The sequence below is a fragment of the Verrucomicrobiia bacterium genome (assembly GCA_035577545.1).
In the GTDB taxonomy this organism is placed as follows: Bacteria; Verrucomicrobiota; Verrucomicrobiia; order Palsa-1439; family Palsa-1439; genus Palsa-1439.
Genome location: DATLVI010000008.1, coordinates 1 through 25,547, shown reverse-complemented (window position 1 = coordinate 25,547; position 25,547 = coordinate 1). Strand labels below are relative to the sequence as shown.

Annotated in this window: 29 protein-coding genes; 11 read left to right on the top strand and 18 right to left on the bottom strand. The window is 57.8% G+C overall.

Annotation, left to right across the window (positions count from 1 at the left end; all coding sequences use genetic code 11):
• Nucleotides 1–43 precede the first annotated feature (43 nt).
• Complete coding sequence (locus tag VNL17_01965) at nucleotides 44–205, top strand: hypothetical protein (GenBank protein HXI82838.1); 162 nt, start codon at nucleotides 44–46, stop codon at nucleotides 203–205.
• 18 nt (nucleotides 206–223) lie between these two features.
• On the opposite strand, the gene VNL17_01960 is transcribed toward VNL17_01965, so the two are convergent.
• Genes VNL17_01960 through VNL17_01940 form a run of 5 tightly spaced genes read right to left on the bottom strand, consistent with a single transcriptional unit; the run spans nucleotide 224 to nucleotide 3,228 of the window.
• Nucleotides 224–820: a GNAT family N-acetyltransferase gene (locus tag VNL17_01960; protein ID HXI82837.1), complete on the bottom strand. Its 597-nt coding sequence runs from the start codon at nucleotides 818–820 to the stop codon at nucleotides 224–226.
• Between the two features lie 21 nt (nucleotides 821–841).
• Entirely contained in the window at nucleotides 842–1,222 is a 381-nt protein-coding gene (locus VNL17_01955) for a RidA family protein (protein ID HXI82836.1), read from the bottom strand.
• Nucleotides 1,219–1,701, bottom strand: a complete 483-nt coding sequence (locus VNL17_01950; GenBank protein ID HXI82835.1) for a MauE/DoxX family redox-associated membrane protein — start codon at nucleotides 1,699–1,701, stop codon at nucleotides 1,219–1,221. The genes VNL17_01955 and VNL17_01950 overlap by 4 nt, the downstream gene beginning before the upstream one ends.
• Nucleotides 1,698–2,162, bottom strand: coding sequence for a rhodanese-like domain-containing protein (locus VNL17_01945; GenBank protein HXI82834.1), 465 nt, complete (start codon nucleotides 2,160–2,162; stop codon nucleotides 1,698–1,700). The genes VNL17_01950 and VNL17_01945 overlap by 4 nt, the downstream gene beginning before the upstream one ends.
• Nucleotides 2,163–2,172: 10 nt before the next feature.
• Entirely contained in the window at nucleotides 2,173–3,228 is a 1,056-nt protein-coding gene (locus VNL17_01940; GenBank protein HXI82833.1) for a DUF1573 domain-containing protein, read from the bottom strand.
• Nucleotides 3,229–3,390: 162 nt separating this feature from the next.
• On the opposite strand from VNL17_01940, the gene VNL17_01935 reads away from it, so the two are divergent.
• Genes VNL17_01935 through VNL17_01915 form a run of 5 tightly spaced genes read left to right on the top strand, consistent with a single transcriptional unit; the run spans nucleotide 3,391 to nucleotide 7,810 of the window.
• Nucleotides 3,391–4,329, top strand: a complete 939-nt coding sequence (locus VNL17_01935; protein ID HXI82832.1) for a type II CAAX endopeptidase family protein — start codon at nucleotides 3,391–3,393, stop codon at nucleotides 4,327–4,329.
• Nucleotides 4,326–5,285, top strand: a complete 960-nt coding sequence (gene thiL, locus VNL17_01930; protein ID HXI82831.1) for a thiamine-phosphate kinase — start codon at nucleotides 4,326–4,328, stop codon at nucleotides 5,283–5,285. The genes VNL17_01935 and thiL overlap by 4 nt, the downstream gene beginning before the upstream one ends.
• The gene (tsaE, locus tag VNL17_01925; protein ID HXI82830.1) at nucleotides 5,263–5,685 is read left to right on the top strand and encodes a tRNA (adenosine(37)-N6)-threonylcarbamoyltransferase complex ATPase subunit type 1 TsaE; all 423 of its coding nucleotides are present in this window, start codon (nucleotides 5,263–5,265) and stop codon (nucleotides 5,683–5,685) included. The genes thiL and tsaE overlap by 23 nt, the downstream gene beginning before the upstream one ends.
• A complete protein-coding gene (gene tsaB / locus VNL17_01920; GenBank protein HXI82829.1) occupies nucleotides 5,682–6,353 on the top strand; it encodes a tRNA (adenosine(37)-N6)-threonylcarbamoyltransferase complex dimerization subunit type 1 TsaB in 672 nt (223 codons plus the stop codon). The genes tsaE and tsaB overlap by 4 nt, the downstream gene beginning before the upstream one ends.
• A 41-nt stretch (nucleotides 6,354–6,394) precedes the next feature.
• Nucleotides 6,395–7,810 carry a TonB-dependent receptor gene (locus VNL17_01915; GenBank protein ID HXI82828.1) on the top strand — a complete coding sequence of 472 codons (1,416 nt, stop codon included), beginning with the start codon at nucleotides 6,395–6,397 and terminating at the stop codon, nucleotides 7,808–7,810.
• Between the two features lie 29 nt (nucleotides 7,811–7,839).
• On the opposite strand, the gene VNL17_01910 is transcribed toward VNL17_01915, so the two are convergent.
• Nucleotides 7,840–9,519, bottom strand: coding sequence for an ABC transporter permease subunit (locus VNL17_01910; protein ID HXI82827.1), 1,680 nt, complete (start codon nucleotides 9,517–9,519; stop codon nucleotides 7,840–7,842).
• Complete coding sequence (locus VNL17_01905; protein ID HXI82826.1) at nucleotides 9,516–12,047, bottom strand: extracellular solute-binding protein; 2,532 nt, start codon at nucleotides 12,045–12,047, stop codon at nucleotides 9,516–9,518. Before VNL17_01905 ends, VNL17_01910 begins: the two co-directional genes overlap by 4 nt.
• Before the next feature lie 695 nt (nucleotides 12,048–12,742).
• Here VNL17_01905 and VNL17_01900 point away from each other — a divergent pair.
• On the top strand, nucleotides 12,743–14,044 hold the full coding sequence (locus VNL17_01900; GenBank protein ID HXI82825.1) for a C45 family peptidase: 1,302 nt from the start codon (nucleotides 12,743–12,745) through the stop codon (nucleotides 14,042–14,044).
• Between the two features lie 71 nt (nucleotides 14,045–14,115).
• Nucleotides 14,116–14,598: a hypothetical protein gene (locus tag VNL17_01895; protein HXI82824.1), complete on the top strand. Its 483-nt coding sequence runs from the start codon at nucleotides 14,116–14,118 to the stop codon at nucleotides 14,596–14,598.
• 39 nt (nucleotides 14,599–14,637) lie between these two features.
• Here the strand turns inward: VNL17_01895 and VNL17_01890 are convergent, their stop codons facing one another.
• The 6 genes from VNL17_01890 to VNL17_01865 all read right to left on the bottom strand — a co-directional run bounded on the left by VNL17_01890 (nucleotide 14,638) and on the right by VNL17_01865 (nucleotide 19,336).
• Complete coding sequence (locus VNL17_01890) at nucleotides 14,638–15,249, bottom strand: phosphatase PAP2 family protein (protein ID HXI82823.1); 612 nt, start codon at nucleotides 15,247–15,249, stop codon at nucleotides 14,638–14,640.
• Between the two features lie 21 nt (nucleotides 15,250–15,270).
• Nucleotides 15,271–16,764, bottom strand: coding sequence for a cytochrome P450 (locus tag VNL17_01885; protein ID HXI82822.1), 1,494 nt, complete (start codon nucleotides 16,762–16,764; stop codon nucleotides 15,271–15,273).
• Nucleotides 16,765–17,031: 267 nt separating this feature from the next.
• Nucleotides 17,032–17,562, bottom strand: a complete 531-nt coding sequence (locus tag VNL17_01880; GenBank protein ID HXI82821.1) for a hypothetical protein — start codon at nucleotides 17,560–17,562, stop codon at nucleotides 17,032–17,034.
• A 173-nt stretch (nucleotides 17,563–17,735) separates the two neighbouring features.
• Nucleotides 17,736–18,329, bottom strand: a complete 594-nt coding sequence (locus VNL17_01875) for a methyltransferase domain-containing protein (protein HXI82820.1) — start codon at nucleotides 18,327–18,329, stop codon at nucleotides 17,736–17,738.
• A 116-nt stretch (nucleotides 18,330–18,445) separates the two neighbouring features.
• Entirely contained in the window at nucleotides 18,446–18,760 is a 315-nt protein-coding gene (locus VNL17_01870) for a DUF3303 family protein (protein HXI82819.1), read from the bottom strand.
• Nucleotides 18,761–18,895: 135 nt separating this feature from the next.
• Nucleotides 18,896–19,336, bottom strand: coding sequence for a cupin domain-containing protein (locus VNL17_01865; protein ID HXI82818.1), 441 nt, complete (start codon nucleotides 19,334–19,336; stop codon nucleotides 18,896–18,898).
• Nucleotides 19,337–19,538: 202 nt separating this feature from the next.
• Here VNL17_01865 and VNL17_01860 point away from each other — a divergent pair, with 202 nt between their 5' ends.
• Entirely contained in the window at nucleotides 19,539–20,129 is a 591-nt protein-coding gene (locus VNL17_01860) for a malonic semialdehyde reductase (GenBank protein HXI82817.1), read from the top strand.
• A 63-nt stretch (nucleotides 20,130–20,192) separates the two neighbouring features.
• Nucleotides 20,193–21,332, top strand: coding sequence for an alanine racemase (gene alr / locus VNL17_01855; GenBank protein ID HXI82816.1), 1,140 nt, complete (start codon nucleotides 20,193–20,195; stop codon nucleotides 21,330–21,332).
• Here alr and mazG read toward each other — a convergent pair.
• From mazG to VNL17_01830, 5 genes are all read right to left on the bottom strand, one after another.
• Complete coding sequence (mazG, locus tag VNL17_01850; protein ID HXI82815.1) at nucleotides 21,308–22,195, bottom strand: nucleoside triphosphate pyrophosphohydrolase; 888 nt, start codon at nucleotides 22,193–22,195, stop codon at nucleotides 21,308–21,310. The two genes, alr and mazG, sit on opposite strands and share 25 nt — an antisense overlap.
• Nucleotides 22,196–22,312: 117 nt before the next feature.
• Nucleotides 22,313–22,624, bottom strand: a complete 312-nt coding sequence (locus VNL17_01845; GenBank protein HXI82814.1) for a hypothetical protein — start codon at nucleotides 22,622–22,624, stop codon at nucleotides 22,313–22,315.
• 193 nt (nucleotides 22,625–22,817) lie between these two features.
• Nucleotides 22,818–23,321 (bottom strand): 8-oxo-dGTP diphosphatase, encoded by a 504-nt coding sequence (locus VNL17_01840; GenBank protein HXI82813.1) that lies wholly within the window; start codon nucleotides 23,319–23,321, stop codon nucleotides 22,818–22,820.
• Nucleotide 23,322: 1 nt separating this feature from the next.
• Nucleotides 23,323–23,790, bottom strand: a complete 468-nt coding sequence (locus VNL17_01835; GenBank protein ID HXI82812.1) for a phage regulatory CII family protein — start codon at nucleotides 23,788–23,790, stop codon at nucleotides 23,323–23,325.
• Between the two features lie 142 nt (nucleotides 23,791–23,932).
• Nucleotides 23,933–24,373 carry a PDZ domain-containing protein gene (locus VNL17_01830; protein ID HXI82811.1) on the bottom strand — a complete coding sequence of 147 codons (441 nt, stop codon included), beginning with the start codon at nucleotides 24,371–24,373 and terminating at the stop codon, nucleotides 23,933–23,935.
• Nucleotides 24,374–25,333: 960 nt separating this feature from the next.
• Here VNL17_01830 and VNL17_01825 point away from each other — a divergent pair.
• The coding region (locus VNL17_01825) for a hypothetical protein (GenBank protein HXI82810.1) at nucleotides 25,334–25,547 on the top strand (214 nt) is incomplete at its 3' end.

Genomic DNA, 25,547 nt, shown 5'->3' with positions numbered 1-25,547 from the left:
TGCTATTTACCACTCCTTGTTCAAGAGACGAACGGTGACTCGAATGAAGAAACTGAAAATTCCTCCTGCAAGATTGGGCGAATGGGTTGAGTTCTGCTGGCTTCTCGTGAGCAATCCCACGTTTCAGGCCACCCACAACAAACGTAAAGCCTTCTTCGAATACCAGCTCGGCAAAATCTACACCGCCCATTGCCCCGGGGTGTAGGCCGAATAATTTCAGGCCTCACCCGAACTGATCCGCCTGTTCGCTGCCCAAACTTCCCAATTCTCGTTCCAGCCTGGCGGTTGTTTCCCGCGCGTTTTTGAGCCGGTAGAGTACGTGGCGCTGCAATCGATGACCGTTGGGAAGTCTCGGATGATCAAAGTCATCTTTCGGGTCGTGGGTCATTTTCAGCCGCTGCATCACCCGGGCGGAACGCACATTCGCTTCCGCCGTGAACGAAACGACCTCCTCGAGCCGCAACGTCGAGAAGGCGTACAACAACGCCAGCCGCGCCGCCTCGGTCGCGTAACCCTTCCCCCAAAACTCCGACCGAAACCGCCAGCCGATCTCCGTACACGGTGTGAAGTGGGATTCAAATCGCGGATTGGCCAAACCGGTAAAACCGGCAAACTCACCGCCAATCTCGACCGCCCAGAAGTCCCAACCGCGCTTCGCAATCGCATTCCTTGATCCGGCAAAAAACGCCCGCGATTCCTCCGGAGTCAACTTTCTGGGGAAGAATTCCATCACGCGATCATCGGCGTTCATCTCGGTGAAGTTCGCCAGGTCCGTATCGACCCACTGCCGCAACACCACCCGCGGGCCAACCAGAGGCATCTCGTTCGCGTCGCCGATCGCTCACCTCGCGGCGACAACTTCAATCTCCACCAAGGCGTCCTTCGGCAAGCGGGCAACTTGAACGGTGGAGCGGGCGGGTGGTTCCTTTGTGAAGAACGTGGCATATACTTCATTCATGGCCGCGAAATTGTTCATGTCGCTGAGGAAGACCGTCGACTTCACCACGTTCCGGAAATCCAAACCTTGCGATTGCAGGAGACCACGGATGTTCTCGAGAACGCGGGTCGCTTGCTCGGCAATCCCGCCGGGGACGATATTACCAGTCGACGGCTCCAACGGGATTTGGCCCGCGCAGAAGAGCAAGTCTCCCGCCCAGACAGCTTGGGAATAGGGTCCGACCGCTTTCGGCGCTGCGTCTGTCGCCACGATTTGTCGCTTCATGGATTAATCTCCGGTGCTGGTTGCGGTTTATCTTCCAAGCGCCACGCCAACCAGAGCGCGATTGCGAGGAGCACGGCGTCCTCGGCCAATGCCGTGGTCCCTACTTTCCTCGCGTCAACGGTGCCGAAGCAGCCGCAACGAATGTCATAGCCGTGGGCCAGCGCCCAGCCGATCGCAGCCAGAAAGACAATCATCAGCGCCGCAATCACAAGGGCGCTCGCGCGTTTCCAGATCCCACAGATCAGCATCCCGCCAGCAACCAATTCGATCCATGGCAACGTAATGGCCACGGTATTGGCCAATGCCCGCGGTGGCACATGGTAGTTGGTCACATCCTCGGCGAACTGCTTCAGGTCCGGAACGTGTGAAAACTGGGTTACCTGGAAGTGGTTAACCTGGACATTCCAGATCTTCGCGACGGCCGAAGCCAGGAAGATTCCGCCCAGGATGAGCCGCAGGACCAAATTGATCCACTTCATGGCTGGCCTCCTGTGTGCGTGAGTTGCCCCGCGGTGTGCCAGACGGTCCAGCCGTTAACGAGATGGCGCACATTGTGATAACCGAGTTCCCGAAGCCGGACCATCAATCGGTTGCTCAATTCGCACTCTTCACCGTCACAATAGGTGATGATTTGCGCATCTGGCGTCAGCATCGGCGCGATTTGCGGGAAGTGATCGTCAAAATCCTCCACAGGCAGGCTGATGGCACCGGCAATGTGACCGGCACCGTAGTCGGCCGGGGAGCGGGCGTCGAGAAAGTAACCCGCCCCACTCTTCCACAAACCTTCGGCCTCCTTAAGCGACACTGTGTCCTGGGCCTTCGGTGGCTCCGGCGGCGGCGTGAGCAACGGAATGCGACGCGGGGAAACTGCGTTGGCGGCCAGACCCAGCGCGGCGCCCGCGATCACCATCGCCAGCGCCCGCTGGAAAGTGCGCCGCATGCCTGCCCGCTTACCTCTTCAGAACGGTGACCGTTACGGGTACCGCCACCTTCGGTTGGCTCGATGTGTTTGTCTCGAAGTTGATGACACCCTGCATGGACTGCTTCGGCATCTGCGTGAACTTGGCAACGACCGCGTACGTCTTGCCCGCATCTTTCGTAACCAGTTCGAGATTCAAGTCCTTCACGTTGGTCGACAGATTCTTGATTTCCAGCGGTTGATCGGGCCGGGCTCCCGAGACCTTGATCTCCCGCGACGGCAACGCCTCGGAATTCGTCGAGGAAGCGTCTGTGATTGGCCAATACAACATTGCCGGATCCACGAGCACGTCACCGAGGAGCCGCCCGTTAACGGCGATCACCGCCGCTGGCAGGGGGATGCCCTCCAGGGACAACTTTACGTTCTCGTTAAATTGCCGCGGAGTCCCTTCGTTCTCGACTTCGATGATGACATTCGCAGACTGATCATTTGTGCCTGAGTCGGGCTCAATACGGGCACGCAAGAGTTTATTGCTCGGCTCGGCTTTGCTGATGACGAGCTTCTTGCCGTCCGTGCGACGGACCCGCACGGTCACGTTCGTGATCGTCCCCTGCCGAAGGTTACCCAGTTGGACACTCTGGGGCGTAATATCGAGAATCTGTTTCATTTCGACCTTGATCGACAAACTCGTTTTCGGCGCCTGTGGGTCGTTGGAGGGGACGGTAATGTGTTTCTCGAGCGCACCCCGCTGGCCACTGACGCGGACGGTGAAGACCAGCTCGCCCTTCTCCCCCGGCTTGAGGGAATCCGGCTTCACGCTGGCAACCGTGCAGCCGCAGGATGGCTGTGGCTTCTCAATCTTCAGGTCTCCCGCGCCCGTATTCTGGAACGTAAAGGTTCCTGTGATGGAGTCGACCAGGGAGGTCGTTCCGAAGTCATAGACAGTTTTTTCGAACTGAAGTTTCGGCGCGGGCGCCGTCGCGGCGGCTGACGGGGTATTGGTCCCCGGGGCGTTCGTCCCTTCCGCGCGGGCGCCGCCGATCATCGCCACTGCCCATAACACTGCTGCCAGGAATTCTCGTTTCATGGTGATTTCAATCTCTCCGTTGTTCGTTGAACCAAGGTACGGCGGTCATCTTACGCGAGCACGCCCCTTCTGACAAGCGTTACTCTGCGTGTTCCCTACCTTAAAAGAAGTTGCATTTGACCAGCCTCCGGTTGAAGATTTCCACGCATATTGACAGCGAACATGTCCTTTTTACTCAATCTTTTCCCGCAATCCATGGGCATCCTCGCGACTGCCGTGGGCCTGGGTGACCTCCCGGACAAGGAAATACTCGGGAGCAATCCGGTGGTCGTCACCGCGGGCGCAGTCCTGCTTTCCCTGGGGCTGATTTGCGACCTCTACTTGTTGTTTCGCCTCACGCGATCCTTGGCCATTCGCGAGCCGGCTGGGGACGAAACGTTCCTCAAAATCGAACCAAAACCCTGGGGTGTGCATGACTTGTTATTCGCCGCCGGTGCGCTGGTTATCGCGTGGGTCGCGGCGGAAGGGACGGCTTTGGGGGTATTCAAGCTCGCGCATATGGACCAGGAGGATGCCATCCCGTGGCTCCTGATACTTGACATGTTATTGCGTGTGGTCTTCTTGTTTGGCTTCGTCGCGTTCTTTCGCCGGCGCGGCGTGGATTGGCAGCAAGCCATCGGCCTGCGGCGCAAGCCGGCATTGCACGCCATCGGTTCTGGTGCCATTTTCTTCCTGGCGGTGCTCCCTCCACTTGCCGTCGTCTTTCCAGTTTGTGCGAAGCTTTGTCACGTCTTCGGCATCAAGGATACGCCGCAGGACGTTGCCGACCTGCTGGCCACTTCCGACTCCACCCTCGTGGTCGCCGTCATCGTCGCCTTTGCCATCACCATCGCACCGGTGTTTGAGGAGTTTATCTTTCGCGGCTTCGCCTACCCCGCCCTCAAACAACGTTGGGGAGCCTGGAGGGCCCTCACGCTGGTGTCGGCTGTGTTCGCGGCGATTCATCTTCATGTACCGTCGTTGGGACCGCTCTTTGCCCTGGCGGTCGGGCTGGGGTTGTCTTACGAATTCACCGGTTCCCTGCTGGCCCCGATCACCATGCACGCGCTGTTCAACGCCACCAATGTGGGAATGCTCTTGTACGTTCGCTCTCACTCATGAAGCCCACACCGAAAGAAAAAACCCGCGTTCATGACCTCGGCGAATTCGGTTTGATTCACGAATTGCGAGGCGTTATCGGTCCGGCGCGAGGTTCCGTGGTAGTCGGGATTGGCGATGACTGCGCGGTGCTGCGGGGTGGCCACTCCGACAAGTATCTGCTCTACACCTGCGACCCGGTCGTGGAAGGCGTCCATTATCAACGAACCGATCCGCCCTGCCGGGTCGGCTGGAAGGCTATGGCTCGCAACCTCAGCGACATCGCCGCGATGGGCGGAGTCCCGGTTTGGGCTGTAGTCAGCATCGGCTTGCGGCGGAATATGCGCGCGCACTGGGTGAAAGAGTTGTATGCGGGACTGCAAGCCGCAGCCCGGAAGTTCGGCTGTCAAATCGTCGGCGGCGACACAACGCACGTGAAGCACGAGCAGTTCGTGGTGGTAGCGCTCATCGGAGAAGTCGAACGCTCGCGAATGACGCCGCGGAGCGGGGCCAAGGTCGGCGATTCGATATTCGTGACCGGCGCGCTCGGCGGCTCGCGACGCGGTAAGCACCTCACATTTACGCCGCGCATCAACGAGGCGCGCTGGCTGGTCGGCAACTTCCCGGTGCATGCCATGATCGATCTCAGCGATGGCCTGTCCAGCGACCTACAACGGCTGGTCGAAGCGAGCCGGCCCGGTATTGGATTTGAAATCCATGCGGCGGAAATCCCCATCGCTCGTGCCGCCCGCGGAAGCCTGGCGGCGGCGCTCCATGACGGCGAGGATTTCGAGTTGCTCTTTACCATCGACCCGCGCCAGGTTACGACGCTCCGCCAAAAATGGCCGCGCAAGTTTGACCTTGAGTTGATGGAAATTGGCCGCGTGGTTCGCTCGCGTCAGCCAGTTACATTGATTGCAATGGATGGATCTCGCAGACCCTTGAAATCGGTTGGTTATGATCACTTCGCAACGAGTTGAAACGCGCAGCCTTGAAGAAACCCTGGAGTTTGGCGGGCGACTGGCCCGGGAACTTCAGCAAGGCGACGTCATCGCCTTGTCCGGTGAACTCGGCGCCGGCAAGACCGCGCTCGTCAAAGGCATCGCGCGCGGGCTCGGCATCACCGTGGACGTAACCAGCCCCACGTTCACGCTGATCCATGAATACAACGACGGTCGGTTGCCGCTATTTCACATCGATCTCTATCGCCTCGACAGCGTCCTGCAGGCGCTGGCAGTCGGCATTGAAGATTACCTGGGTGGCCCGGGTGTCACGGTGGTCGAATGGGCGGAGAGGATTGCGCCGTTGTTGCCGCCGCACACAATCCGAATCCATATGGAATCGCTGGGTGAAACCACGCGCCGCATTGAAGTCGCATGATCACCCTGGCTATTGATACTTCGACGCCGCGCGGTGCGGTCGCACTCTTGCGTGATGACACACCGCTCGCAGAGGCAACCTTTGACCGCACCCAGCCGGGCCAGAATCTTTTCGACGCGGCCGGGCGACTTCTGGCGGGGAACCAACTCAATGTTGATGATATTGGCCTGCTCGCCGTGGGACTTGGTCCTGGATCGTTCACCGGAATCCGGGTCGGCATCGCTGCCACCAAGGGGCTCGCCCTTCCTCGCAAACTACCGATCCAGGGCACGAACAGTTTTGACGCGCTGGCGTTGACCGCGTTGCCGCAGCTGCCACGGGATTGTCCCCAACTCTGTGTCCTGGGCGATGCGCGGCGGGACGAGATCTATTTTGCGTTGTACGATCAGCAGGGTCGTTGCGCGAAACAATGCCAGATTGCCACGCTCGTGGCTGTCGCCGATGAAATCCACCATCCGATTTGGTTTGTCAGCTCCGAGATTGAGCGATACAAGGACGATATCACGACGCTCTTCGGCGGATTCGCGACGATTTGCGAAACGCCTGTTTTCCCCAGCGCAGCGGCGGTGGGGTGGCTGGCGTACCACCAGTTTCACGACCAGGGAGATCGCGGCGACGAAGAGTTGGAACCCATTTACCTGCGCGCGACAGAATATAAAACAGTTTGAGAAATTGTGTTAAGATTTAATCGAATTATCGAGAAACGCTTATGCCGAGAATGGACGAGTACGAAATAAAAGAAACCGGCCAAAAGGCCCTCCATATCAATCTGGACGCCACGAAATACGGCACGTTCGCCGAGATCGGCGCGGGCCAGGAGGTGGGCCGCTGGTTTTTTCGTGTCGGGGGCGCAGCGGGAACGGTCGCCAAGACAATCTCCGCCTATGACAAAACGGTCAGCGACGCCATCTACGGTCCCGCCGAGCGTTACGTCAGCCGGAAACGACTCCAGCAAATGCTCGATTATGAGTACAATCTGCTGTTGGAGCGTCTCAACGCCGACCGTGGCGACAAGACCAATTTCTTCGTGTTCGCCGATACGGTCGCAGCCCGCAGCTTCACGCACCGCGATGATTCTAACGGCTGGCTCGGCATCAAATTCCAGGCCGCGCCACGCGCCGAGCCGTCGGAAGTCCTGATCCACGTCCGTTTGCTCGACGAGGAAAATGTGCGCGAGCAGGAAGCGCTCGGCATTATCGGGGTCAACCTGATTTATGGTGCGCTGTTCCAGCATGAGAATCCCCGCCTGCTCATTACTTCCCTCTTCGACCAGCTCAGCAAGAGTCGTATCGATGTTGACATGATCAAGTTTTCGGGACCCGGTTTCGCCAATGTGGACAATCGGCTCATGAGCCTGCAATTGGTGGAGCAGGGACTGACGGAGGCGGTGATGTTCACCACCGACGGCGAGGTGGTCCAGGCGTCGGAAGTACTTTACAAGAAGCCCGTGCTGGTCGAGCGCGGCACGTTCCGGCCGGTGAACAACCTGCACGTTGACCTGCTCGAATGTTCCCGCCGCCAGTTCATGGCCGATTCGCCCGAAAACAAGAACGCGGTCGTGCTGATGGAGATCACGATGCGCAACCTGCTGCAAAACGTGAAGGTGCAGCCGATCGACTTTCTGGCGCGTGTCGATGCCATGGGCACCATCGGACACACCGTCCTGGTCACCAGCCACCAGGAGTTTTATCATTTGGTCGATTACCTGCGCCGCACCACGAGCAGCTCCATTGGTATCGCCGTCGGCATGCCGACCGTGCAGGAATTAATCGACCCGCGCTATTACGCGACTCTGCCGGGTGGGGTCCTATCCGCCCTGGGCCGGCTTTACAATGGACCTGTAAAGCTTTACGTGTATCCGAAAGAGGAAAACGGCAAACTCATAACGGTCGCTAACATGCCCGTCCCCGCCGACCTGGCGCCTCTGCACGATTATTTATTGGTCAACCATCTCATCGAGGATCTGCAGGGCGTCAACAAGGACTATCTGAAGATCCATTACAGCGATTTGTTGAAAAACATCCGCAGCGGCGACCCATCGTGGGAAACCATGGTCCCTCCCTCAGTCGCCCAACTCATCAAATCCGGCAAACTCTTCGGTTACGGCGGGGGAAACGAGGAATAGCGCCGGCGCAACGAGGTCGCGGAGCCGGCTCACCCTTTCATGCCGGTAAGCGTAACACCCTGGATGAAGTATTTTTGGGCGAAGAAGAAGATGATGATGACGGGGAGGATCATGAGGAGCGAAGCGGCCATGAGCATGCTGGTGGTTATGCCCGCTTCCACGTTGAAAGCGAATAGGCCCAACGCGAGCGGATAGAGGCGCTGGTCCTGGAGGTAAATCAGCGGGGCCATAAACTCGTTCCAACTGGCCATGAACGTGAAAATCGAAATCGCCGCGAGCGTCGGCTTGACCAGCGGCAGCATGATGTGCCAGTACACACGCCAGAAGCCGCAGCCGTCGATTTTGGACGCATCTTCCAGGTCGCGCGGGATGCCCCTCAGGAATTGACGGAGCAAAAAGACGTTGAACGCGCCGCCGAAAAAACTGATGATCCACAGTGGATACAGGGTATTGTACCAACCGAGAGCGCGGACGATGAGGAACAGAGGAATCATCGTCACCTGCATCGGCACCATCATCGTCCCCAGCATCAGCGCGAAACAGAAGTTGCGGCCCGGCCATTGCAACCGCGCGAAACTGTAGGCCACAAGCGAAGAACTCAGCAGCGTGCCGCAGACATTGAGGATCACAATGAACAGGCTCGTCGCCATGTAGCGCCAGAACGGCATATGCTGAAGGGCCAGCTTGTAGTTGCGGAGCATCTTCGAACCCCAGGCACCGGCTTGCGTATTCCGGTCAATTTCAATCGTCACCTTGATCTCGTTTGGGCCGGTCACCGGGCTCGGGCCGATTTCTCGCAATAACTTCCACGTGCGAATTTTGTTCGTCTTGTCATCCGGGCCCGGTTCCTGCCACGTGCCGACGCTCCAACTGGTAAAATCGGCCAGGTCGTAGGTCTGTTCGGCCTGATATCTCTTCCCGAGCTTCTCGATGTACACCGTGAGGGGATGCCAAGTGTCGTCGTTGCGGAGGTACAACTGCAGGCGATAAAGACGGGCGATGGGGTAACTCGTCTGGAACGTTTGCGACAGCGTCACCTTGTCGCCGTGTGTGAAGTCGTAGCGGAGTTCGGCATGCGGCTCGTTCTTGTCCTCTACCTGCACGAGCTTCGCTTCACCGGTCCCACCGACCTGCCACCCGGCGGAAACTTTGTCAGGGGCGATGAGCTGGTCCTCCTGCAGATCGTATGAGCGTGCGCGCAACTGGCCGATCAGCAGCGCGCGGCGAATCTGCCCCAGAACATCGGTCACCATGGCAGCATCGACGCGCTGGGTTGCCTCGGCGACGAGTGCGTTAGAATCCCAGATCGTCACGGGCATCGTGGTCTGCAACTTCTGGAATGCACCGCGCGCCACCTGCTTGATGGCCACGGCGCGATCGATCTCTGGCGGCCAGGGGTAGTCCGTCTTCTGCAGGTGCGTTTCCAGCACGGGCAACAACTCTTCCAGGTGCTTCCCTGCCAAATCCTCATAATACCGCGTGTCAATGTAAGGCGATTTGATCTGCGGGATCGGTCGTTGCGGCCACACGTGCATTTGCTCAACAAACATCTCCCGATCCACTTTGACCGAGGTGGTGGCCATCCAAAGAAACGGCCACGCAAAAATGATCGTTCCGACGACCAGCAGCACGTAGACCCAAACGCGTCGGCAGAACTCGACGAAGCGGTAGTAACCCGAACTGCGTGTTTGCGCGACGGTCTCGTTCATCCTTCCTCGTAATAAACCCAGCGGTCCTGGAGCTTTAGCTGAAGGAGCGTCAACCCGAACACGAGGATGAACAGCACCCAGGCCATCGCAGCGGCGTAGCCCATTTGCAGGTAGCGAAATGCGCAATTGAACAACTGGTAGGTATAGTACAATGTCGAGTTCACAGGTCCGCCCTGGGTCATGATGTAGGCCTGCACAAAAATCTGGATGGTGCCAATCATGCCCATGATGAGATTGAAGAAAATGTACGGCGACATCAGCGGCAGCGTGATGTGAAGAAACTGTTGCCAGACACTCGCTCCATCGAGCGATGCGGCTTCATAGTAGCTCTCGCTAATGCTTTTCAGTCCCGCAAGCCAGATGATCATGCCGCCGCCCGCGCCCCACAAACCCATCAAAATCAGCGCGGGCTTGCTGGTACTCTCGTCCTGCAGCCAGTTTGGGCCATGGATGCCGACGGAGGACAGCACGTTGTTGAGCAAGCCACCGTTCGGCGTGAAAATCCAAATCCACAAAATGCTCGACGCCACAATCGGCACAATCGAAGGCAGGTAGAAGAACGTTCGCCACACGGCCACCCCGCGCACTTTCAGGTTGAGCAACAAGGCGATCCCCAAGCCCAACGCCATGCCCAGCGGAATCCCGATGAACATGTAGAGAGTGTTCCCTATCGCCTTCCAAAACAACGGGTCTTTCGTGAGCAGCCAGCCGTAATTATTGAAGCCGATCATCCGGGCCGGGTGCAAAATGTCGTAATCACAAAAGCTGATAACAATCGAAAACAGAATCGGCCCGCCGGTGAAGACGATGAAGCCAACAATCCACGGCAAGGCGCAGAGCCACCCGCCCTTCCACTGCGAACGAAAATAAGCGCTTTGCACGCCTTCGACGTCGCCGCTGCGCTTTGCCAGTGCGCCTCCACCCACCACCCGCAAGGTGTTCCCGATCCGCCGGCGAAAGTCCGCCTTGGTATCCCAGCAATAGATGCCGACGGCCGCTCCGATTAGAAGCGCGCCGTACAAAATAAAAAACACATTCCAATTGATGAGGACGCCGCGTGGCGGGCTGAGGACGCGGTCAAGTTCGTGCTGCACGACGCGCGTGCCGTAGTCCAACGCCGCTTGCGGCGTCAGTTTATGGTATAGCGCGTCCTCGGTGCGGTCTCGTTGTTGGTTCCACAGCAACTGGCCCACGGGCGTCACCGGTCGATATGGCTGGCCTTCCAGCAAATCGTTAAAGACCTGCACCGCCGCCCCGACTTTGGGGTCCATCCCGCGCTCATTGACGACGTACTTGTCGAAGAGCCAGGCGTTGATCTTCCTGTTCGCGTTTTGGGTCGGGACGAAGACGCGGCCCTGGCTGACCATTGATAGCCGCTGGCTTTCGGCCATGATTTCCTGGGCTCGCTGGCTCACGAGGAAACGAATGAGTTCCCAAGCGCCTTCTTTGTTCTTTGCGGTCGAAGGGATCGAATAGCACCAGCCGCTGACCCATGAACACACTTTGCTGCCGGCGGCGAGTTGACTGGCGGGGATTGGCGGACGCGCCATGCCGTAATTCAAGTTGCGCCCGAACTGGGCGACGTTGTCGGTGATCTGCCAGAAGCCGTCGATTTTCATGGCGACCTTGCCGGTGATGAATGGATCGAGGTCGCCTGCTTGGAACGTCGATTGAAAGGCGTTCACTTTTTCCGCGCCGCCCAGGTCATCGTCGAGCCTGCTCATCCAGGTGAGCGCCTCGACGATCTTCGGATCGTTCAACGTGCACCGCTTGCCGTCGGGACTCATGAATCGCCCGCCGTTCATCCAGGCGTAGATGTAAAGCCAGGAGTTACCGTAGTTTGGCGCAAAGCCCAGGCGCGTGATGTGGCCTTGCGCGTCGTGTTCGGTGAGCTTGATGGCCATTTGCTCAAGCTCTTCCCACGTTTTTGGTGGACGTCCCTCCCCTTTCGCGTCAACGTAACCCGCTCGCTTGAGCAGGTCCTTGTTGTAGAACAGCGTGCGGTTGTCCACCTTCTCAGGAATACCGTACAAACCCCGCTGGCCCGTGAGCGGGTCGTGGTAGACCACTTCGTCCCAGCACGAGTCGTAAAAATCCTCGGCACGAATCGCGTCGGGCCGTCCGCTGGCGGCGTCTTTCGCCACGAATTCATCCAACGGGTAAAAGGCGCCGCGCGCGGCCCATTCCGTGACGGCGTAGCGGTCGAAGACGATCACGTCGGGCGGCATACCACCCGCGACGCTCACGAGGAAGCGAGTCGGGTCTTCGGTCTGCGGCCGCGAAGCGCCCTGGCCGCTGACGAGACGGTAACGGGGCTTGGAAGGGTCTTTCGCGTGGGCCTGGTCGCTTTCCTCCTCGAACACGCGGATGGCATCATCGAGCGCATCGGCGACAGGACCGCCGCCCCGGGCCGAAAAACTGATTTCTACGACGCCTGGCTCGGGGGCCCTTGCGGAACGGGATGGCGCCAGCAGCCACAAGGCGGTGAGGATCAGTGCGGATAAAAGAGCGACTTTCCAGATGCTCATTATGGTGTCGGGTTCGCAATGCGGATTCTTATCGAAACGCTTTCACAAGTCAAGCGGCGCAGCCAGTGTAGCCCCAAAACTAGACAAAAACAGTCTTCTCCAGTAGGTTGCCAAGAACCAGTGACGCCGACACGACTACTTGCGGGAGCTTGGCTCGTCGCCAACTTCGCCGGTTCTGTTTTTGGAGGACAGGACGAGACTGATCCCACTTTCCCCTCCCCGCCCCTTACAATTCGGGAGGCATCGGCGCTGACAAATGCGCCAACAGCGGCCACGGCAACGGTGGTGCCGGAGCCGGCTCTTCCGGAAGTGACGGTTCCCAAACCCGCCCAGATTAATATCCCGTCGGCAACCGACGTTCAATCCGGGCCGGTGGCCCCGGCTTGGCGTCCGCAGCCAACGTTACCTCCAACCACGCACGGTTTGCTCTTAAGATCGATGCAGTCTGGACCTGCGGGTCCGCAAGAGAGACTGGCTTCTATCGCGCCTCCACCGTCACGGGCTTCGCTCACGAATGCGGCAACCCCCGACGTTGCGATCTCATCCTCAACGAACTCGCCGGCCGACCAGTCAAATATCTGGCAAAGAAGCGCCCCGTCTCTGGGCGGTGTTGACTATCACTGGTAGCTCAAACGTCCAAGTCCACTGGCGATTCAGCAAAAATGGGGTAAATTGTGTCTAGACGGGTTAAGAGAATGTCCGACCTAAGGAAGATTCGCTGTTGGGTGGCAACGGGCGCGTGTGCCTTGTTCGCGCTGGGCTGCGCGTCGGTTGCCAAGACCCTGGTGATGAAGAATCCCAAGGTCGAAAAGATCCTCTCCGATCCGCCGGTAGATCGCACTGTCACCCACACGGGGCATCTTGAATACGTCGGGGACGACGACAACCGCATTACGGTGTTGTACGTCACAGGTACGCCGTACGAGATGGGGTACGAACACGGCTTGCTGCTCGGCGCGCAGGTCCGTGAAACGATCAAGGACGTGCAGGTGGGTGCGGGCAAATTGCTGCCGAAGATACTGCGCAATTCGAAGGCAATCTCACCGCGCGATAAGGACCAGATTGTTAATGAATTTCTCGACCGCGCCTGGAAGATGATGGCGCGTTATGCGCCGAAGGAAGACCTCGAAGAGATGGAAGGGCTCGCGGCAGGAAGCGGCATTCCCATCGACGTCATCCATCGAATGCACGCGCTTCCCGATGTCGGCGAGACGAGTTGCAGCGGGCTCGTGGCCAAAGGCGGCGCCACGCAGGACGGGCACGTTTATCAACTGCGCATCCTCGATTACGGCGCGAATTTCAATCTCCAGCGCCGCCCGTTGATCACGGTCTATCAACCGACAACCGAAAACGCGAACGCGTACGCCACGATCGGCTGGATCGGTTTCGTCGGCGCGGTTTCCGGCGTGAACGCGAAGGGTGTCGCGCTGAGTGAGATGGGTTTTGGCAATCCGCCGGGAGAAACGCTCGCGGGCACGCCGATGCCGTTCATGTTGAAAAACGTGCTGCGCTATGCGGACACGGCCGAAGATGGCGCCGCGATCATTCGCGCGACGCGACGGACCAATTCTTATGTGTATTTCCTCGGCGACAAGCACAACGACCCGATTGGCTTGGTGACCTCGGCCCAGCGGTGTCTTGTCAATCACGCCAACGAACACGAGGAGTTGCAGGTCGATGGCCAGACCATGCCGCAGTTCCACGACATCGTGTACGGCGGGCACTATCAGGACAAACAGGAGAAGCTCGTCGGTGAGATGCAGGGGAAGATTGACGTCAGCGGTATTCAGGAGCTGGCCAAGCAGATTGCGATGAAGTCCAACCTGCAAACCGTGATTTACGATCTGACTGCCGACAGGATTTGGGTGGCGAACCGCAAAGAAAATGTGCGTGCGTCCGATCGCCCGTACGTCGAGTTCTCGCTGGCCGATGGATGGAGCAAAGCGGCGGCGTTTGCGGCAACGAACGCGGCACCGAAAACCGCCAGCGCGAATTGAAAAGTAGAACGGGCGTCTCGCCCGTTCATTTGGTATCGGAAAAAGGGCGGGACGCCCGTTCTACGTGTCGAATGAAACGTATTGTTACACTAGCCATCACCGCTGCGAGCTTGGGCTTCGCATCCCCGACGTTTGCCCAACAGGGTGATCCGCGGAAGGTTGTCCCGCCGGCACCGCAAAAGCCGGCTGTCTCCCCTACGCTGACGGTCGTCGAACCGTCCACCGTGCAGACCCCATCGCAGAACGCGATTGCCGTGTCGCCGCGGGAACTGTCAACGCCTCAGCCGAGCAAGCCCGGTGTCTCGCAGCCCGCGCCGGTCGAAACCAATACTGTCCAAACGCCCAATCTCAACCAGCCCTTGCCCATCAGCTCGGTCCAATCTTCATCTTGGGACAAGTCAAACGCGACGCCCGCCTCCGCGTGGGAAGCAACCACGAATGCCCTCACTCCGGCCGTGAAAGCTTCGTCCGATCCGTGGCAGTCCCCGCCATCACAGAATTGGAACACGGCTCCCCCACTCGGATCCTCTGGGACGAAGACCGAGTGGAAGTAGCGTCACGAATTCCACGAAGTACGGCAAAAGGGTCAAGAGTCAAACCCTGACCCCTCTGTTTTCTTCACGGAAGAAATAAAAACAAATCGCGGCGAGTACAAATCCGCCGACTATATCAACGAAATGATGTTGGTAGGTCAGCAACGTTGAAAAACCGATCAAACTAAACCACACGTGAGATGCCAAACGGATGACACCTTTTGTGTGTTTTGCGTAGAGATCAGCGAGAATGGTGCGAAAAGCAATGTGCAGCGAAGGAAACAAATTATACGGCTGGTCGAAGATGTGTAGAAATCTAAAAATTGCACCGGTCCATTCGCTGGGTTGTGGACGCGCAGCCGATAACCGCAGGGGTATTAGCAAGAAGCACGCGCCTGCAACAAGGATTGCCAATGTAATTCGCTGAGCCAACACGCCTAATTCGTTCGGGCTTTGGCACAAGAACGGCCCGCCGACAAAGAAAAAGAAAATGGACATATAGGGAATAATCATCAGCGGCACAAACGGGATGAAGCTCTCCCATGAGTAATACCAAGTTCCAACGTCAGAGCGGTGGGCGGTAATCCAACTGCAACCACCATAGACGACCATGAATAGCAGTGACAATGCAGCTGAAGTCGTGGCCGCATAAACTTTTGATGGCTTGCTCACGATAACTTGCGGCGGGAGCCTTCACGTCCTGAGTTCCAAGTCGACTAACACACCGTCGGCAGGTTTCGTTGATACACCCGATTTCGCCTGCGTTCGTTCACCAACCGCCGTGAATTTGAACGTCTTCACAACAGCACCGACGACAAGCCCGACCTCCAGTAGTCCCAGGTATCTTCCCGGACAGAAACGCGGTCCATGCCCGAATCCAAAGTGAAGCATCTCCTTTGAGGTGATTCCTTTCCTGGCAAGAAACTCCCATCGCTCGGGGGCAAATGTTTCAGCAGGATATCCAGTCACCGTTTTTCCCCAAAACTCCTCGCACCGGTTTGCATGCCACACATCGAGGCGGAGCTGGGTTCCTTTTGGCATAAACATCTTGCGGTGGTCAGCGGTCTCGATCCAGGTATCCACCGTGGCCCGGCGCGGGAGAAAATAGAGTGCCGGGGTCAGGCGCAGCGTTTCCTCCAGCACGCGGTTGAGGGTCGCGGCGCTGGCCAGATTATCGGGGTCGTAAACGTTCATGTCTTTCACTTCCTGATAGATCTGCTCTTGGAACTCAGGTGCGTGCGCCAAATGCGATAGCGTCCAAGCCGCGAACGAGGTCGTGGCTTCCATGGCGCCGGCAAGGAATACGCGGATGTTGCTGCGGAGCGCGTCATCCGTGGCGTCGGACTTGAATTGGTTCCATAAGCCGAGACCTTGAGCGCGCCCGGAAAGCGCGATGTCGGTCAGGACTTCGAAGTCAGCTCTCTTCTGCTTGAGGACCGCGTTGCGACCCGTGAACATGTCATAGAGCGCCAGAGATGTTGGAGCGACCGTGTCGCTGATCATGTGGTCGATCAGGAGGACGATGGCCGGAACATAACGATCGCGCAACTCCTCGTCGGAAACATGGCTGCCGAAGAAGTTGTTCACCAGCATCTCGAGCATCACGACCTTGATTTCGGGTTCAAGCGCAATGCGGACCACTTTCTGGCCACTGGCCTGCTGGTGGGCACGAAGGGCTTCGAGTCTTTTCGCGACCGTCTTGCGGAAGGTTTGCTCAAAGCCATGGAACTTTTCCGGTTGAAACAGATTGGCGCGACTGAATGGCTCGGCGGACATCCTTTTCTGCCTCCGCCAGATGGCGCCATTTGAATACAGCAGCGAATCCTCACCGGTCGCGCGAGCGATTCCCGCGGTAGGGCTGGTATCCCGGTCGAACTGGCCGGGCTTATCGCCGGTGGCGGAGAGCACGGCTTTGATAACGGCCGGCTCGCGGGTCAACAATACCGGCGGCAAGCCTGCTACGTAGAGGTAACGGTTATGTTTTCCAGAGCCAGTTTCCTTCTCGGCGTCCCAGTAGAACGTCTGAAAAATCTTGATCGGATCCTTGTAATTCCACAGATGGGGAAATGGCAACGTCGGTCGTCCGAACCCAAATAGGGAAACCCGCGTTGGCAGGCAGTCGCCGTCAAATGGGTTCACTCCTCTGACCTGTTGCAGGAAATGCGATGCCCATGTTTGGGAGGACATCAACTGCCCTCCTTCGTTCTCGCCAAGTTAGACTTCGGTCTGATGGGCTGGATTCTGCCACGCCGTTGCGAGAACATGCGAACAAAAACGAGGGCTGATCGTCAGACTCGGCTCCGTCCAACTCGGTTGCCGTGACAACCACATCATGACGTATCAGTTGCACAAAAAACTACATCGGCGCGCTTGCCACGGTATTGAATGTCAAAAGTCAACGACTGACCCCTTAAACGGTTCCGCGCGACCGGTGATCCTGTCGGCGCGTTCCGATTAACTGCGAGCGGCTGGCTTCTGCTTCAAATACGGGTTGAAGGCAGTCGGCTTGTGGTGGTGCAAATTCACGTTGCTGATGCAGAACTTTTTTATCCCGTTGACCAACTGTTCCGTCCCTTCCAGCAAGACGATCTCCCTCGGCATATCGGGCTTCAATCCAGCAACGTAATACTCGAATTCCTTGTCCCTGTTGTACTCGTTGGCGAGCGTCAAGTGGTACTCGAAATTGGCGTCGATCTTGACGAAGTCCTCGATGCCTTCGTCGCGTGCCACCTTCAGTGCCTTCACAAGATTGTGACCGAGATTCTGCTTCATATCCTCCACACGACGCCCTTTGGCGCGAAGGAATCCTTTCAGCGCCGATTCGATAGACTGGCAGATGAGGTTGAACAGCACGCCGGAATAGGCGGTGACGCGGTTCTCGTACAGAAGCCGCGCGGTCTTGCAGTAGTCATTCGCTGCTCCCCACAGGATAGACGATGGCATAAGGTCGGCGTGCATCGGTTCGGGATTCATGGCGACCGTCATCTATGCTGCGGTGTCATTCATTCGCGCAACGTATCACCACGGAGGTCATTGTCAACCAGCCGCCGAACCATAGGGATGACTTTCCTTGCTGGCGCAATGACTCTCCGCACTTTTCCCGGCATCCGTGGAAGGGGTCAGTCACAGACTTTTGACATTCGTCCCCCTCTGCCTCATCACCCCACACGCCGCAGGACGCGCACGCGCTCACGGCCTTCGCGCCCGGCGAAGGCCACATCGGGCACGTAATCATCCACGATTTCGTAGCCGTCGGCAAAGAGGGTGGTCAGGTCGGGCACGCTGAAGGGGTACGGAGGGCCTTCCTCACCGGGATCGAGGTCGGGATTGATGTACCACACGCCGATCAGTAATCCCCCGGGCCGGAGCGTCAGATCGATGCCGCGTCGGTAGTCGGCCCGCATTGTCGGAGGCAGTGCGCTCATGCAGGTATGTTCCAGCACCACATCAAATGCGCCGCGCATTTCCTGTGGCGGATCAAATAAACTCCCCATCACGAAGCGCTCCGCCAGTTGCGGATATTTTTCCTGCGCTTCCGCCACGGCGGTCGGCGCGATGTCCAGCCCCGTCGCATCCAACCCGTGCTCCGCCGCCAGCGCCACCTCGTGTCCGCGGCCGCAGCCCGGCACCAGCGCCCGCCCCCGCACCGGATGGCGCTCCAGGTACTGCTTCATTGCGGGCGACGGCGCGCCCTTGTCCCAGTACACTTCGCCTTTCCGGTATTTTTCATCCCAATCGGTCATGGAACACATTAACGCTTCCTCCTTCGCCAAGGCTGCGGCGGACACGCCACATTTAAGGCGGGACCCCGCCGCGTGGGGGCACGCGGCCTACAACGGCCCGCGGTCAGCGCCCGCGGCTACAACGGTCACTTGCCTTTGAGGCCATCGCGGAAGGCGATCGCTTCGAGTTCCACCCGGACGGCGTCCATGACGGGAACCACGGGGCGGGCTTCGAATACAAACGACGGGAGGGTTGAGCAGAACTTGTGAACGGTCAACGGGTCATCGCAGTCCACCAACATGTAGCCACCCCAGTCGCCGACGCGCACGACGAAGAACTCGATCTTGAAATTGGCGGGCGCCTTCCATTGCTGGAAAACCTCGAGGATGCGTTTCTGGGCGTTCTCGTATTCGATGGGCGTGCCTTGGGGACGTTCGTTCCAGCAGATCATGTATTTCATGGGAGTCTCCTTCGTTGAGTTGATGTGATCGGAACGGCTGACGGGCGGCAATGTGCCACGTCATTGCGAAAACATGCGAGGAAAAAGACGGCTGATTGACGCGCATACCTGCAATGAACTGACAGGCCGCCAAGGCTACGTCCTCGGTGGTAGAGCGGGAACGAGCCCGTGCTTTGACATAACCGCTTTTAGCTTCTCCATATCGGGAGGGCCGCCGGCATTCACGATTGCCGCAGTTTCCCGAAAGAACTCCGGGCCGAGAAGTGCGGGAGTGACTACCGCCAACGCTTTGGCAGCGGTTTGTTTCAGGTTATTAAAGCCATGCACGGCACCGCGTGGGATGAAATACGATTCACCCGGGCCAATGGGGATTTGTTTTCCATCCACGGTAAACGTGAGCACGCCTTCAAGTCCGTAAATGGTTTCGTCGTAATGCGTGTGCGAATGCGGCAGCGGAACCCTCGCGCCGACCGGCACCGTAAATTCAAACATGGCCAGGGAACCGTTCGTATCGGCTGCCTCCAACAGGAAATTGATTTCTATCTGCCCGATGCGAATAATTTCACTTTTCATCATGAGAGTGCTTTATAGCTTTCGGCTTGGGCCCAGATGATACCACATTTCGGCAACGGCAAAATCAATTGTTGTCGCCGCCGGATCGTGTGGGGGTGACGGGGATTGACCGCAATCGACAAAGCGAGAAACATTCGGCTGATGAGGTGCATCAAAGGTGTTGTCATGTGACGAGGTTGTGTTAACTATCCAAAGGAGATTCGACATGTTGAAATTAAACGACGAAGGCCTGAACCTGATCTTCCGTAATGCAAGGACCCACAGCAACTGGTTGGACGAACCGGTTGATGACGCGCTGCTGGCGCAGGTCTATGACCTGGCCAAGATGGGGCCGACGTCCGCCAACATGTGCCCGATGCGGCTGGTCTTCGTCAAGTCGAAGGCGGCGAAGGAGAAGTTGAAACCGGCCCTGGCCCCAGCCAATGTGGACAAGACCATGGCCGCGCCCGCCACGGCCATCATCGCCATGGACGTCCACTTCTTTGAGAAACTGCCCGAACTGTACCTGCATGTGGACGCCAAGGCGTGGTTCAAGGACTTGCCGGAAAACGTTCTCGAGGTCACCGCGCTACGCAATGGATCGCTGCAAGGCGCCTACTTCATGCTGGCAGCACGTTCACTCGGCCTGGACTGCGGGCCGATGTCCGGTTTCGATAACGCGAAGGTGGACGCGGCGTTTTTCGCAGGGACGACGGTCAAATCGAATTTCCTCTGCAACCTCGGTCACGGCGACGCGAGCAAGCTCCATCCGCGCAATCCGCGTCTCAGCTTTGAAGAAGCCTGTCAGATCGAGTGATTTAAAAGGTCCGTCGATTCGGATGCTGACCATCGGCAGCCGGTTTTGCTAAACTCGCTGCGAATGATTCCGCAATCGTATTATCGGTGTTGGGTGGAGGTTGACCTCGATGCGTTGCGTCACAACGTCGCCGCGATCCGCCGGCGTATCGGGCCGAAGGTGAAACTGATGGCGGTGGTCAAGGCCGACGCCTATGGTCATGGTCTCGCCCAGATCGGCAGCACGCTGATGCAATGTGGCGTGGACGCGTTTGGCGTCGCCAATCTTTCCGAAGCGTTGGTGCTGCGACAAATCGGTGGGAACGGATGGCCGATCCTGTTCTTCGGGTCGGCATTGCCATTTGAAGTCGCGACGATGGTCGAGCGGGACATCACGCCGACGATTTCGACGGTTGAGGAAGCGCGGTTGTTTGATGAGGAAGCGAAGCGTCAGGGCGGGAACGTTGGTGTCCACGTCGAAATCGATACGGGCATGGGTCGTGTCGGTTTCTGGCATGAAGACGCCGCGAAGCAGATCTTGCAGGTGGCCGCGCTACGCCAACTGCGCATCGAGGCGCTGTACACGCATTTCCCGTCGGCGGATGAGAACCCGGACGAAACGCGTCGCCAACTCGTTGTTTTTCTCCGGGTCGTCGAGGAATTGAATAAGCAGGGGCTGGAGATTCCCCTGCTCCACGCCGCGAACACCGCGGCGACGTTGGAGCTTCCCGAAACCCGGCTGGCCATGGTGCGACCCGGGCTTTTGCTCTACGGGATTTGCGCGAAGGAACTGCACGCGGGCGAATTCCGTCCCCTCCTCTCCTTCAAGGCGCGGGTTGCATATGTGAAAGACGTGGCGGCCGGCCGCACAATCAGCTACGGGCAGACGTTCACCGCTGAGAAATCGATGCGCATCGCCACGGTCACTGCCGGATATGCGGATGGATTCAGCCGGCATTTATCGAACAAGGGGGAAGTGCTCGTGGGCGGAAGGCGTTGTCCTGTGATTGGGCGCGTCACGATGGACCAGATCATGGTGGACGTGACGCAAACGTCGGAGGTGCAGTGCGGTGATGAAGTGGTCTTCATCGGCGAGCAAAACGGCGCGGGTATTACGGCCAGCGAAGTGGCCGGCTGGGAAGATACGATTCCTTGGGAAGTGCTCTGCGGCATCACGAAGACCGCGCGCGTCCCGCGTGTTTACCGTGGGACGGCTGCGGCATGAACACGTTTGCGTGGTGCAAGAATCGGACGCCGCGACTTCCTTGAACGCCGTTTGTCTTTCGCCGATTCCCAAAGCGCGTCGAGTTCCATGAGAGTACAATCTTCCAGTCGCCGGCCACTGGCGTGGACGGCCTTTTCAATTGCCTGAAATCGCTTCACGAATTTCGCGGTGCTGCGGTTCAACAGTTCCTCGGCTTGCAGATTCTCAAAACGAGCGAGATTGACGACCGCAAACAACAAGTCGCCGATTTCTTCTTCGAAGTGTTTACGATTCTTTGACGCGCGGGCGTTCTTTACTTCGTGCAATTCCTCTTCAACCTTGGCAATGACGTCCTTGACGTGTTTCCAGTCGAAACCGACGCGCGCGACTTTGCGCTGCACCTTGTCGGCTTTCAAGAGAGCGGGCAGATGTTTCGGTAGGTCTTCAAGGTGTACGATGCTCGTCGCGCTTTTCTCCGATTTCTTGATCGTCTCCCACTGTTGGAGGACCTCTGCGCTGTTGCGCGCCTTCGTGGTGCCGAAGACATGCGGATGGCGGCGCACGAGTTTATCGTTGATGGATTTTGCCACCGCATCAAAATCGAACTTGCCATCTTCGCTGGCCATCTGCGCGTGGAAGACGACCTGTAAGAGGAGATCGCCAAGTTCATCTTTAAAGGCGTCGGTATTCCCCGCATCCAAAGCATCGAGTGCTTCGTAGCATTCCTCAATCAGGTTGTGGCGGATCGACTGGTGCGTCTGCTCGCGGTCCCACGGGCAGCCGCCAGGGCTGCGAAGGCGCGCCATGATCTGGAGAAGTCGCGCGATGTTTTTGGTTTTGGTCGCCATGACGAAGGGTTCAGGATACGGACGGGCGGCAGTCATGGCAAAGAGAATTCGGACACTATGTCCATCGGAGACTCCCTTGCGGTTTAAAAATGCGGCAAGCCGGGCGAGTACTCACCCGGCTTGTCCGAATTCATCGAAAACGTTTGCAGACTTCTAAGCGCGCGAACGGCTGCCGCTCGGGAACGCCAACACCTTCTCCTCTTCTTCCGTCAATGCAGTTTCGCGAAGAGGGGCGGCCTGTTCCTTTCGTCGCAGATCCCAAAGGCGCTCCAATTCCGCCTCCAAGGCCGAAATACGATGCGTGCCAACCGTCGGGAAATCATCCCCAGCGTTGGCAAGACGGCTTCGCAGAATCTGCAGTTCATCAGTCACTTGCGCGATTTTCTCCAGCAACGTAGGCTCCTTAACGGGGCGTGCCACCCGCACCAAACGGCGCAACGGAGACGACCGACGTGTTTTTTTCATGGTCTTTTGACGGGTTTTCATTTTATTTAGTGCTTCAGACACCGCGTTTATAGCAGTTGTTCAATTGAAAACAAGCTATTTTATGGCGTTTATCGATATCAATCCATGCAACATACACATAATCAGCATGTTATACAGTCTCAACTCTGCGGTAACCCATGTAGCCATATCGGTTACCACGCCACAATGCTATCTAGCCCGTCAGTCGATGATTCAATAATTTCTCGCCATCAAACACAAAATGCCCGCGAAACTTCTTCCGCCTCAGCAACAACGGTAACCAGTGCGCGTCGTCCTCCCACATCTCATTATATGGAATCTTCCCCACATCCGTCCAAATCGGCGTCGCCTCGGAAGTCTCACAAAGCCTGCCTTCGCAACCACTAGCAGCGAAAACTGCGACATGCAGTTTATAGCCATCAAGAAACTGAAAAAATAACTCCCCGATCTGTTCCAGCCCAGTCGGCGTCACCCCCACCTCCTCCTGCGTCTCGCGGATCGCCGAATCAAGCGCCGTCTCCCCCTTCTCCAACCGCCCCCCCGGCCCATTAATCTTCCCCGCCCCCAACCCCCGCTTCTTCCGAATCAACAAAATCTGCCCATCCCGCATCACGAAACACAGGTTCGCATACTCCGTCGGCTTCCACGCCGCCCAATCGATCCGATCCACATGCAATTCCCCTAAAAGATCACTCATCTCATGCCTTCCCATGGTTATGAATCGCCTGGAAATTCCCCTCTTCACAACCCCGCACAAACCCCTCCGTCACCGACTTCAAATCCTCCCACCGCGACCGAATCCGCTCCGCCTCATCCCGCGAAATATCGTTATCCACCGCCGCATTTGCGATCACCGACAGCATCTCCGCGAACTCCTGCACCACCCGGTTCGTCGCCGGCACCACCGCATACGACTTCATCCGCCCCACCTTCGGATTCTTGATGAAAAACCCATCCACCCGCGTACAGATCCACTCCACGATCCGCACATCCCCCGTCGACTCCACCAACCCCGCCATCCGGTCCAACGGATTCGTCGCCCCACTCCCCTGCTCCGGCGCCTCCGCCCACTTGTACACCATCGAGACCGACAACCCCATCGCCTCCGCGATCTCCTTCGGATTATGCGTCTGAAAAACCTCCCGCAAAAGCTCATGTGATTTCATAAGTGGTTAATCATTACTCACAATCCAAGCCATTGTAAACGGCGCTTTGGTGTAGCCGCGCCTCTATGAGGCGCGCCGACTCCCCGTTGTAGGCCGCGTGCCCCCACGCGGCGTGTTCGCTTCCCTCATCATTCCCTCCCACTCATTCACAACTCGCGCCGGCCTTGGGAACCGAAAGCGTCCGCCGCACCAACTTCAACGTCATCGGCGCCGCCTGGCCCGGCCGCGACACAACCAACTCCACCTCCGACCCCACCGCCCCACGCATCCGATCCACCACCTCCTGCAACTTCAGTCCTTTGGTGGGTGTCGAATCAATCTGCGTCACAATATCCCCCGCCTTCATCCCCGCCGCACAGGCCGGTGTCTCCGGAAACACCTTCCTAACCTCAACTCCGTCCGCAACCGGCTTAATCGCAATCCCCACCCCGCCCAGGTTCGACAGGATGTCATCCTTCTCCTGCCCCGTAATCTCCTTCCCGCTGATGACAACGCCCGGGCTCGCCGGAACCGAATTCGACTCCGCCAAAACACCAAGATTCGTCACCGCCAAAACAACCACCACAATCAACTGTATCTTCATCGAATCCTCCGTTTTCTATTCTGTCATCCTGAGCTTGTCGAAGGATCTCCCAATACACCAGGAACCTTTCAAGCAAGCCGGCGTCCCCTGTGATCCCACTGGCATTCTCTCCATAGCGTTAGCGTCCCATTCGTCCTATTCCGCGCTTCCCACCCCTCCAAAACAGGCCGGAAACGGCTTCGTTTTCCAGAACGAACCCATTTGCAAACGCCTCTGCAAAACCCACAAGTCCCTGCCAATACAATCCTTCCATCGATAATTGATAGAAATTGAAATGGGTTCGTTTCGCAGAAACATATAGGGGGGGGGTCTTTTGTTCCCTGTAGCCGCGGGCGCTGACCGCGGTTCCTCTGCGTCTTTCCGTCCTCGCCGCTTGGTTGTGCGCCGGTCTCCCGACCGCGCACTTGCCATCGACCGAAAGCGGAGTCTGACGACACGCCGCTGTCGTTTGCGGCAATCTCCAGTTCCCCTCTCCCCTTGGGGGACAGCGGAGCCGGACGACACGCCGTCGTCGTATACGGCAACGGTTAGGGTGAGGGGTATTTCCATAATTCCGAATGCGCGATAAACGTTGGATGTTGAAAGTTTATGTGCTCAGCATACCCCTTCTCCCCCGCCCGTGTCCAGAACATTTATCGATTTGCGATATAAGAACACAGGCCATGCTACTAGTGTTTGTCATCCTGAGCTTGTCGAAGGATCTCTGTCGTTTCGGGTCTTATTCGGCTTCGGCTGCAGCCGCGCCCATCCTGACGGGACGTCGGTCCCGACAATCACCACCGCGCTTGCACACAAACCCAACGACTTGCTACACTCTTAGTGAGGCGAATACTCACTATTAACACACCCTTCCCGCCCCTTCCCTCCCATTACAAACATTTCCCTCCTTTGTAGATGACCCCGCCGCCCGTCCTTGATTTAATTCGCCAGTCCGCCGCAGCCAGGCGACGGTGGATCGCTATGACAACCATCTACCAAGACCCTTTCATCAACGTCACCGACGAAGAACTCGTCTTCCATCACTACTATTTCCCGTTCGGTCAAGACCGACGCGTCCCCTTCTCCGACATCGCCAGCATCGAGGCGAAAAAACCCTCATTCTTCGGTGGCAGCTGGCGAATCTGGGGCACCGGCAATTTTACGACCTGGTTCCCGTGCGATTTCGGCAGACCGT

Excerpts from the sequence above, each read along its gene's own strand:
- VNL17_01965 (HXI82838.1), top strand. The coding sequence starts at position 44 with ATGAAGAAACTGAAAATTCCTCCTGCAAGATTGGGCGAATGGGTTGAG.
- VNL17_01960 (HXI82837.1), bottom strand. The coding sequence starts at position 820 with ATGCCTCTGGTTGGCCCGCGGGTGGTGTTGCGGCAGTGGGTCGATACG.
- VNL17_01955 (HXI82836.1), bottom strand. The coding sequence starts at position 1,222 with ATGAAGCGACAAATCGTGGCGACAGACGCAGCGCCGAAAGCGGTCGGA.
- VNL17_01950 (HXI82835.1), bottom strand. The coding sequence starts at position 1,701 with ATGAAGTGGATCAATTTGGTCCTGCGGCTCATCCTGGGCGGAATCTTC.
- VNL17_01945 (HXI82834.1), bottom strand. The coding sequence starts at position 2,162 with ATGCGGCGCACTTTCCAGCGGGCGCTGGCGATGGTGATCGCGGGCGCC.
- VNL17_01940 (HXI82833.1), bottom strand. The coding sequence starts at position 3,228 with ATGAAACGAGAATTCCTGGCAGCAGTGTTATGGGCAGTGGCGATGATC.
- VNL17_01935 (HXI82832.1), top strand. The coding sequence starts at position 3,391 with ATGTCCTTTTTACTCAATCTTTTCCCGCAATCCATGGGCATCCTCGCG.
- thiL (HXI82831.1), top strand. The coding sequence starts at position 4,326 with ATGAAGCCCACACCGAAAGAAAAAACCCGCGTTCATGACCTCGGCGAA.
- tsaE (HXI82830.1), top strand. The coding sequence starts at position 5,263 with ATGATCACTTCGCAACGAGTTGAAACGCGCAGCCTTGAAGAAACCCTG.
- tsaB (HXI82829.1), top strand. The coding sequence starts at position 5,682 with ATGATCACCCTGGCTATTGATACTTCGACGCCGCGCGGTGCGGTCGCA.
- VNL17_01915 (HXI82828.1), top strand. The coding sequence starts at position 6,395 with ATGCCGAGAATGGACGAGTACGAAATAAAAGAAACCGGCCAAAAGGCC.
- VNL17_01910 (HXI82827.1), bottom strand. The coding sequence starts at position 9,519 with ATGAACGAGACCGTCGCGCAAACACGCAGTTCGGGTTACTACCGCTTC.
- VNL17_01905 (HXI82826.1), bottom strand. The coding sequence starts at position 12,047 with ATGAGCATCTGGAAAGTCGCTCTTTTATCCGCACTGATCCTCACCGCC.
- VNL17_01900 (HXI82825.1), top strand. The coding sequence starts at position 12,743 with ATGTCCGACCTAAGGAAGATTCGCTGTTGGGTGGCAACGGGCGCGTGT.
- VNL17_01895 (HXI82824.1), top strand. The coding sequence starts at position 14,116 with ATGAAACGTATTGTTACACTAGCCATCACCGCTGCGAGCTTGGGCTTC.
- VNL17_01885 (HXI82822.1), bottom strand. The coding sequence starts at position 16,764 with ATGTCCTCCCAAACATGGGCATCGCATTTCCTGCAACAGGTCAGAGGA.
- VNL17_01880 (HXI82821.1), bottom strand. The coding sequence starts at position 17,562 with ATGACGGTCGCCATGAATCCCGAACCGATGCACGCCGACCTTATGCCA.
- VNL17_01875 (HXI82820.1), bottom strand. The coding sequence starts at position 18,329 with ATGTGTTCCATGACCGATTGGGATGAAAAATACCGGAAAGGCGAAGTG.
- VNL17_01870 (HXI82819.1), bottom strand. The coding sequence starts at position 18,760 with ATGAAATACATGATCTGCTGGAACGAACGTCCCCAAGGCACGCCCATC.
- VNL17_01865 (HXI82818.1), bottom strand. The coding sequence starts at position 19,336 with ATGATGAAAAGTGAAATTATTCGCATCGGGCAGATAGAAATCAATTTC.
- VNL17_01860 (HXI82817.1), top strand. The coding sequence starts at position 19,539 with ATGTTGAAATTAAACGACGAAGGCCTGAACCTGATCTTCCGTAATGCA.
- alr (HXI82816.1), top strand. The coding sequence starts at position 20,193 with ATGATTCCGCAATCGTATTATCGGTGTTGGGTGGAGGTTGACCTCGAT.
- mazG (HXI82815.1), bottom strand. The coding sequence starts at position 22,195 with ATGACTGCCGCCCGTCCGTATCCTGAACCCTTCGTCATGGCGACCAAA.
- VNL17_01845 (HXI82814.1), bottom strand. The coding sequence starts at position 22,624 with ATGAAAAAAACACGTCGGTCGTCTCCGTTGCGCCGTTTGGTGCGGGTG.
- VNL17_01840 (HXI82813.1), bottom strand. The coding sequence starts at position 23,321 with ATGAGTGATCTTTTAGGGGAATTGCATGTGGATCGGATCGATTGGGCG.
- VNL17_01835 (HXI82812.1), bottom strand. The coding sequence starts at position 23,790 with ATGAAATCACATGAGCTTTTGCGGGAGGTTTTTCAGACGCATAATCCG.
- VNL17_01830 (HXI82811.1), bottom strand. The coding sequence starts at position 24,373 with ATGAAGATACAGTTGATTGTGGTGGTTGTTTTGGCGGTGACGAATCTT.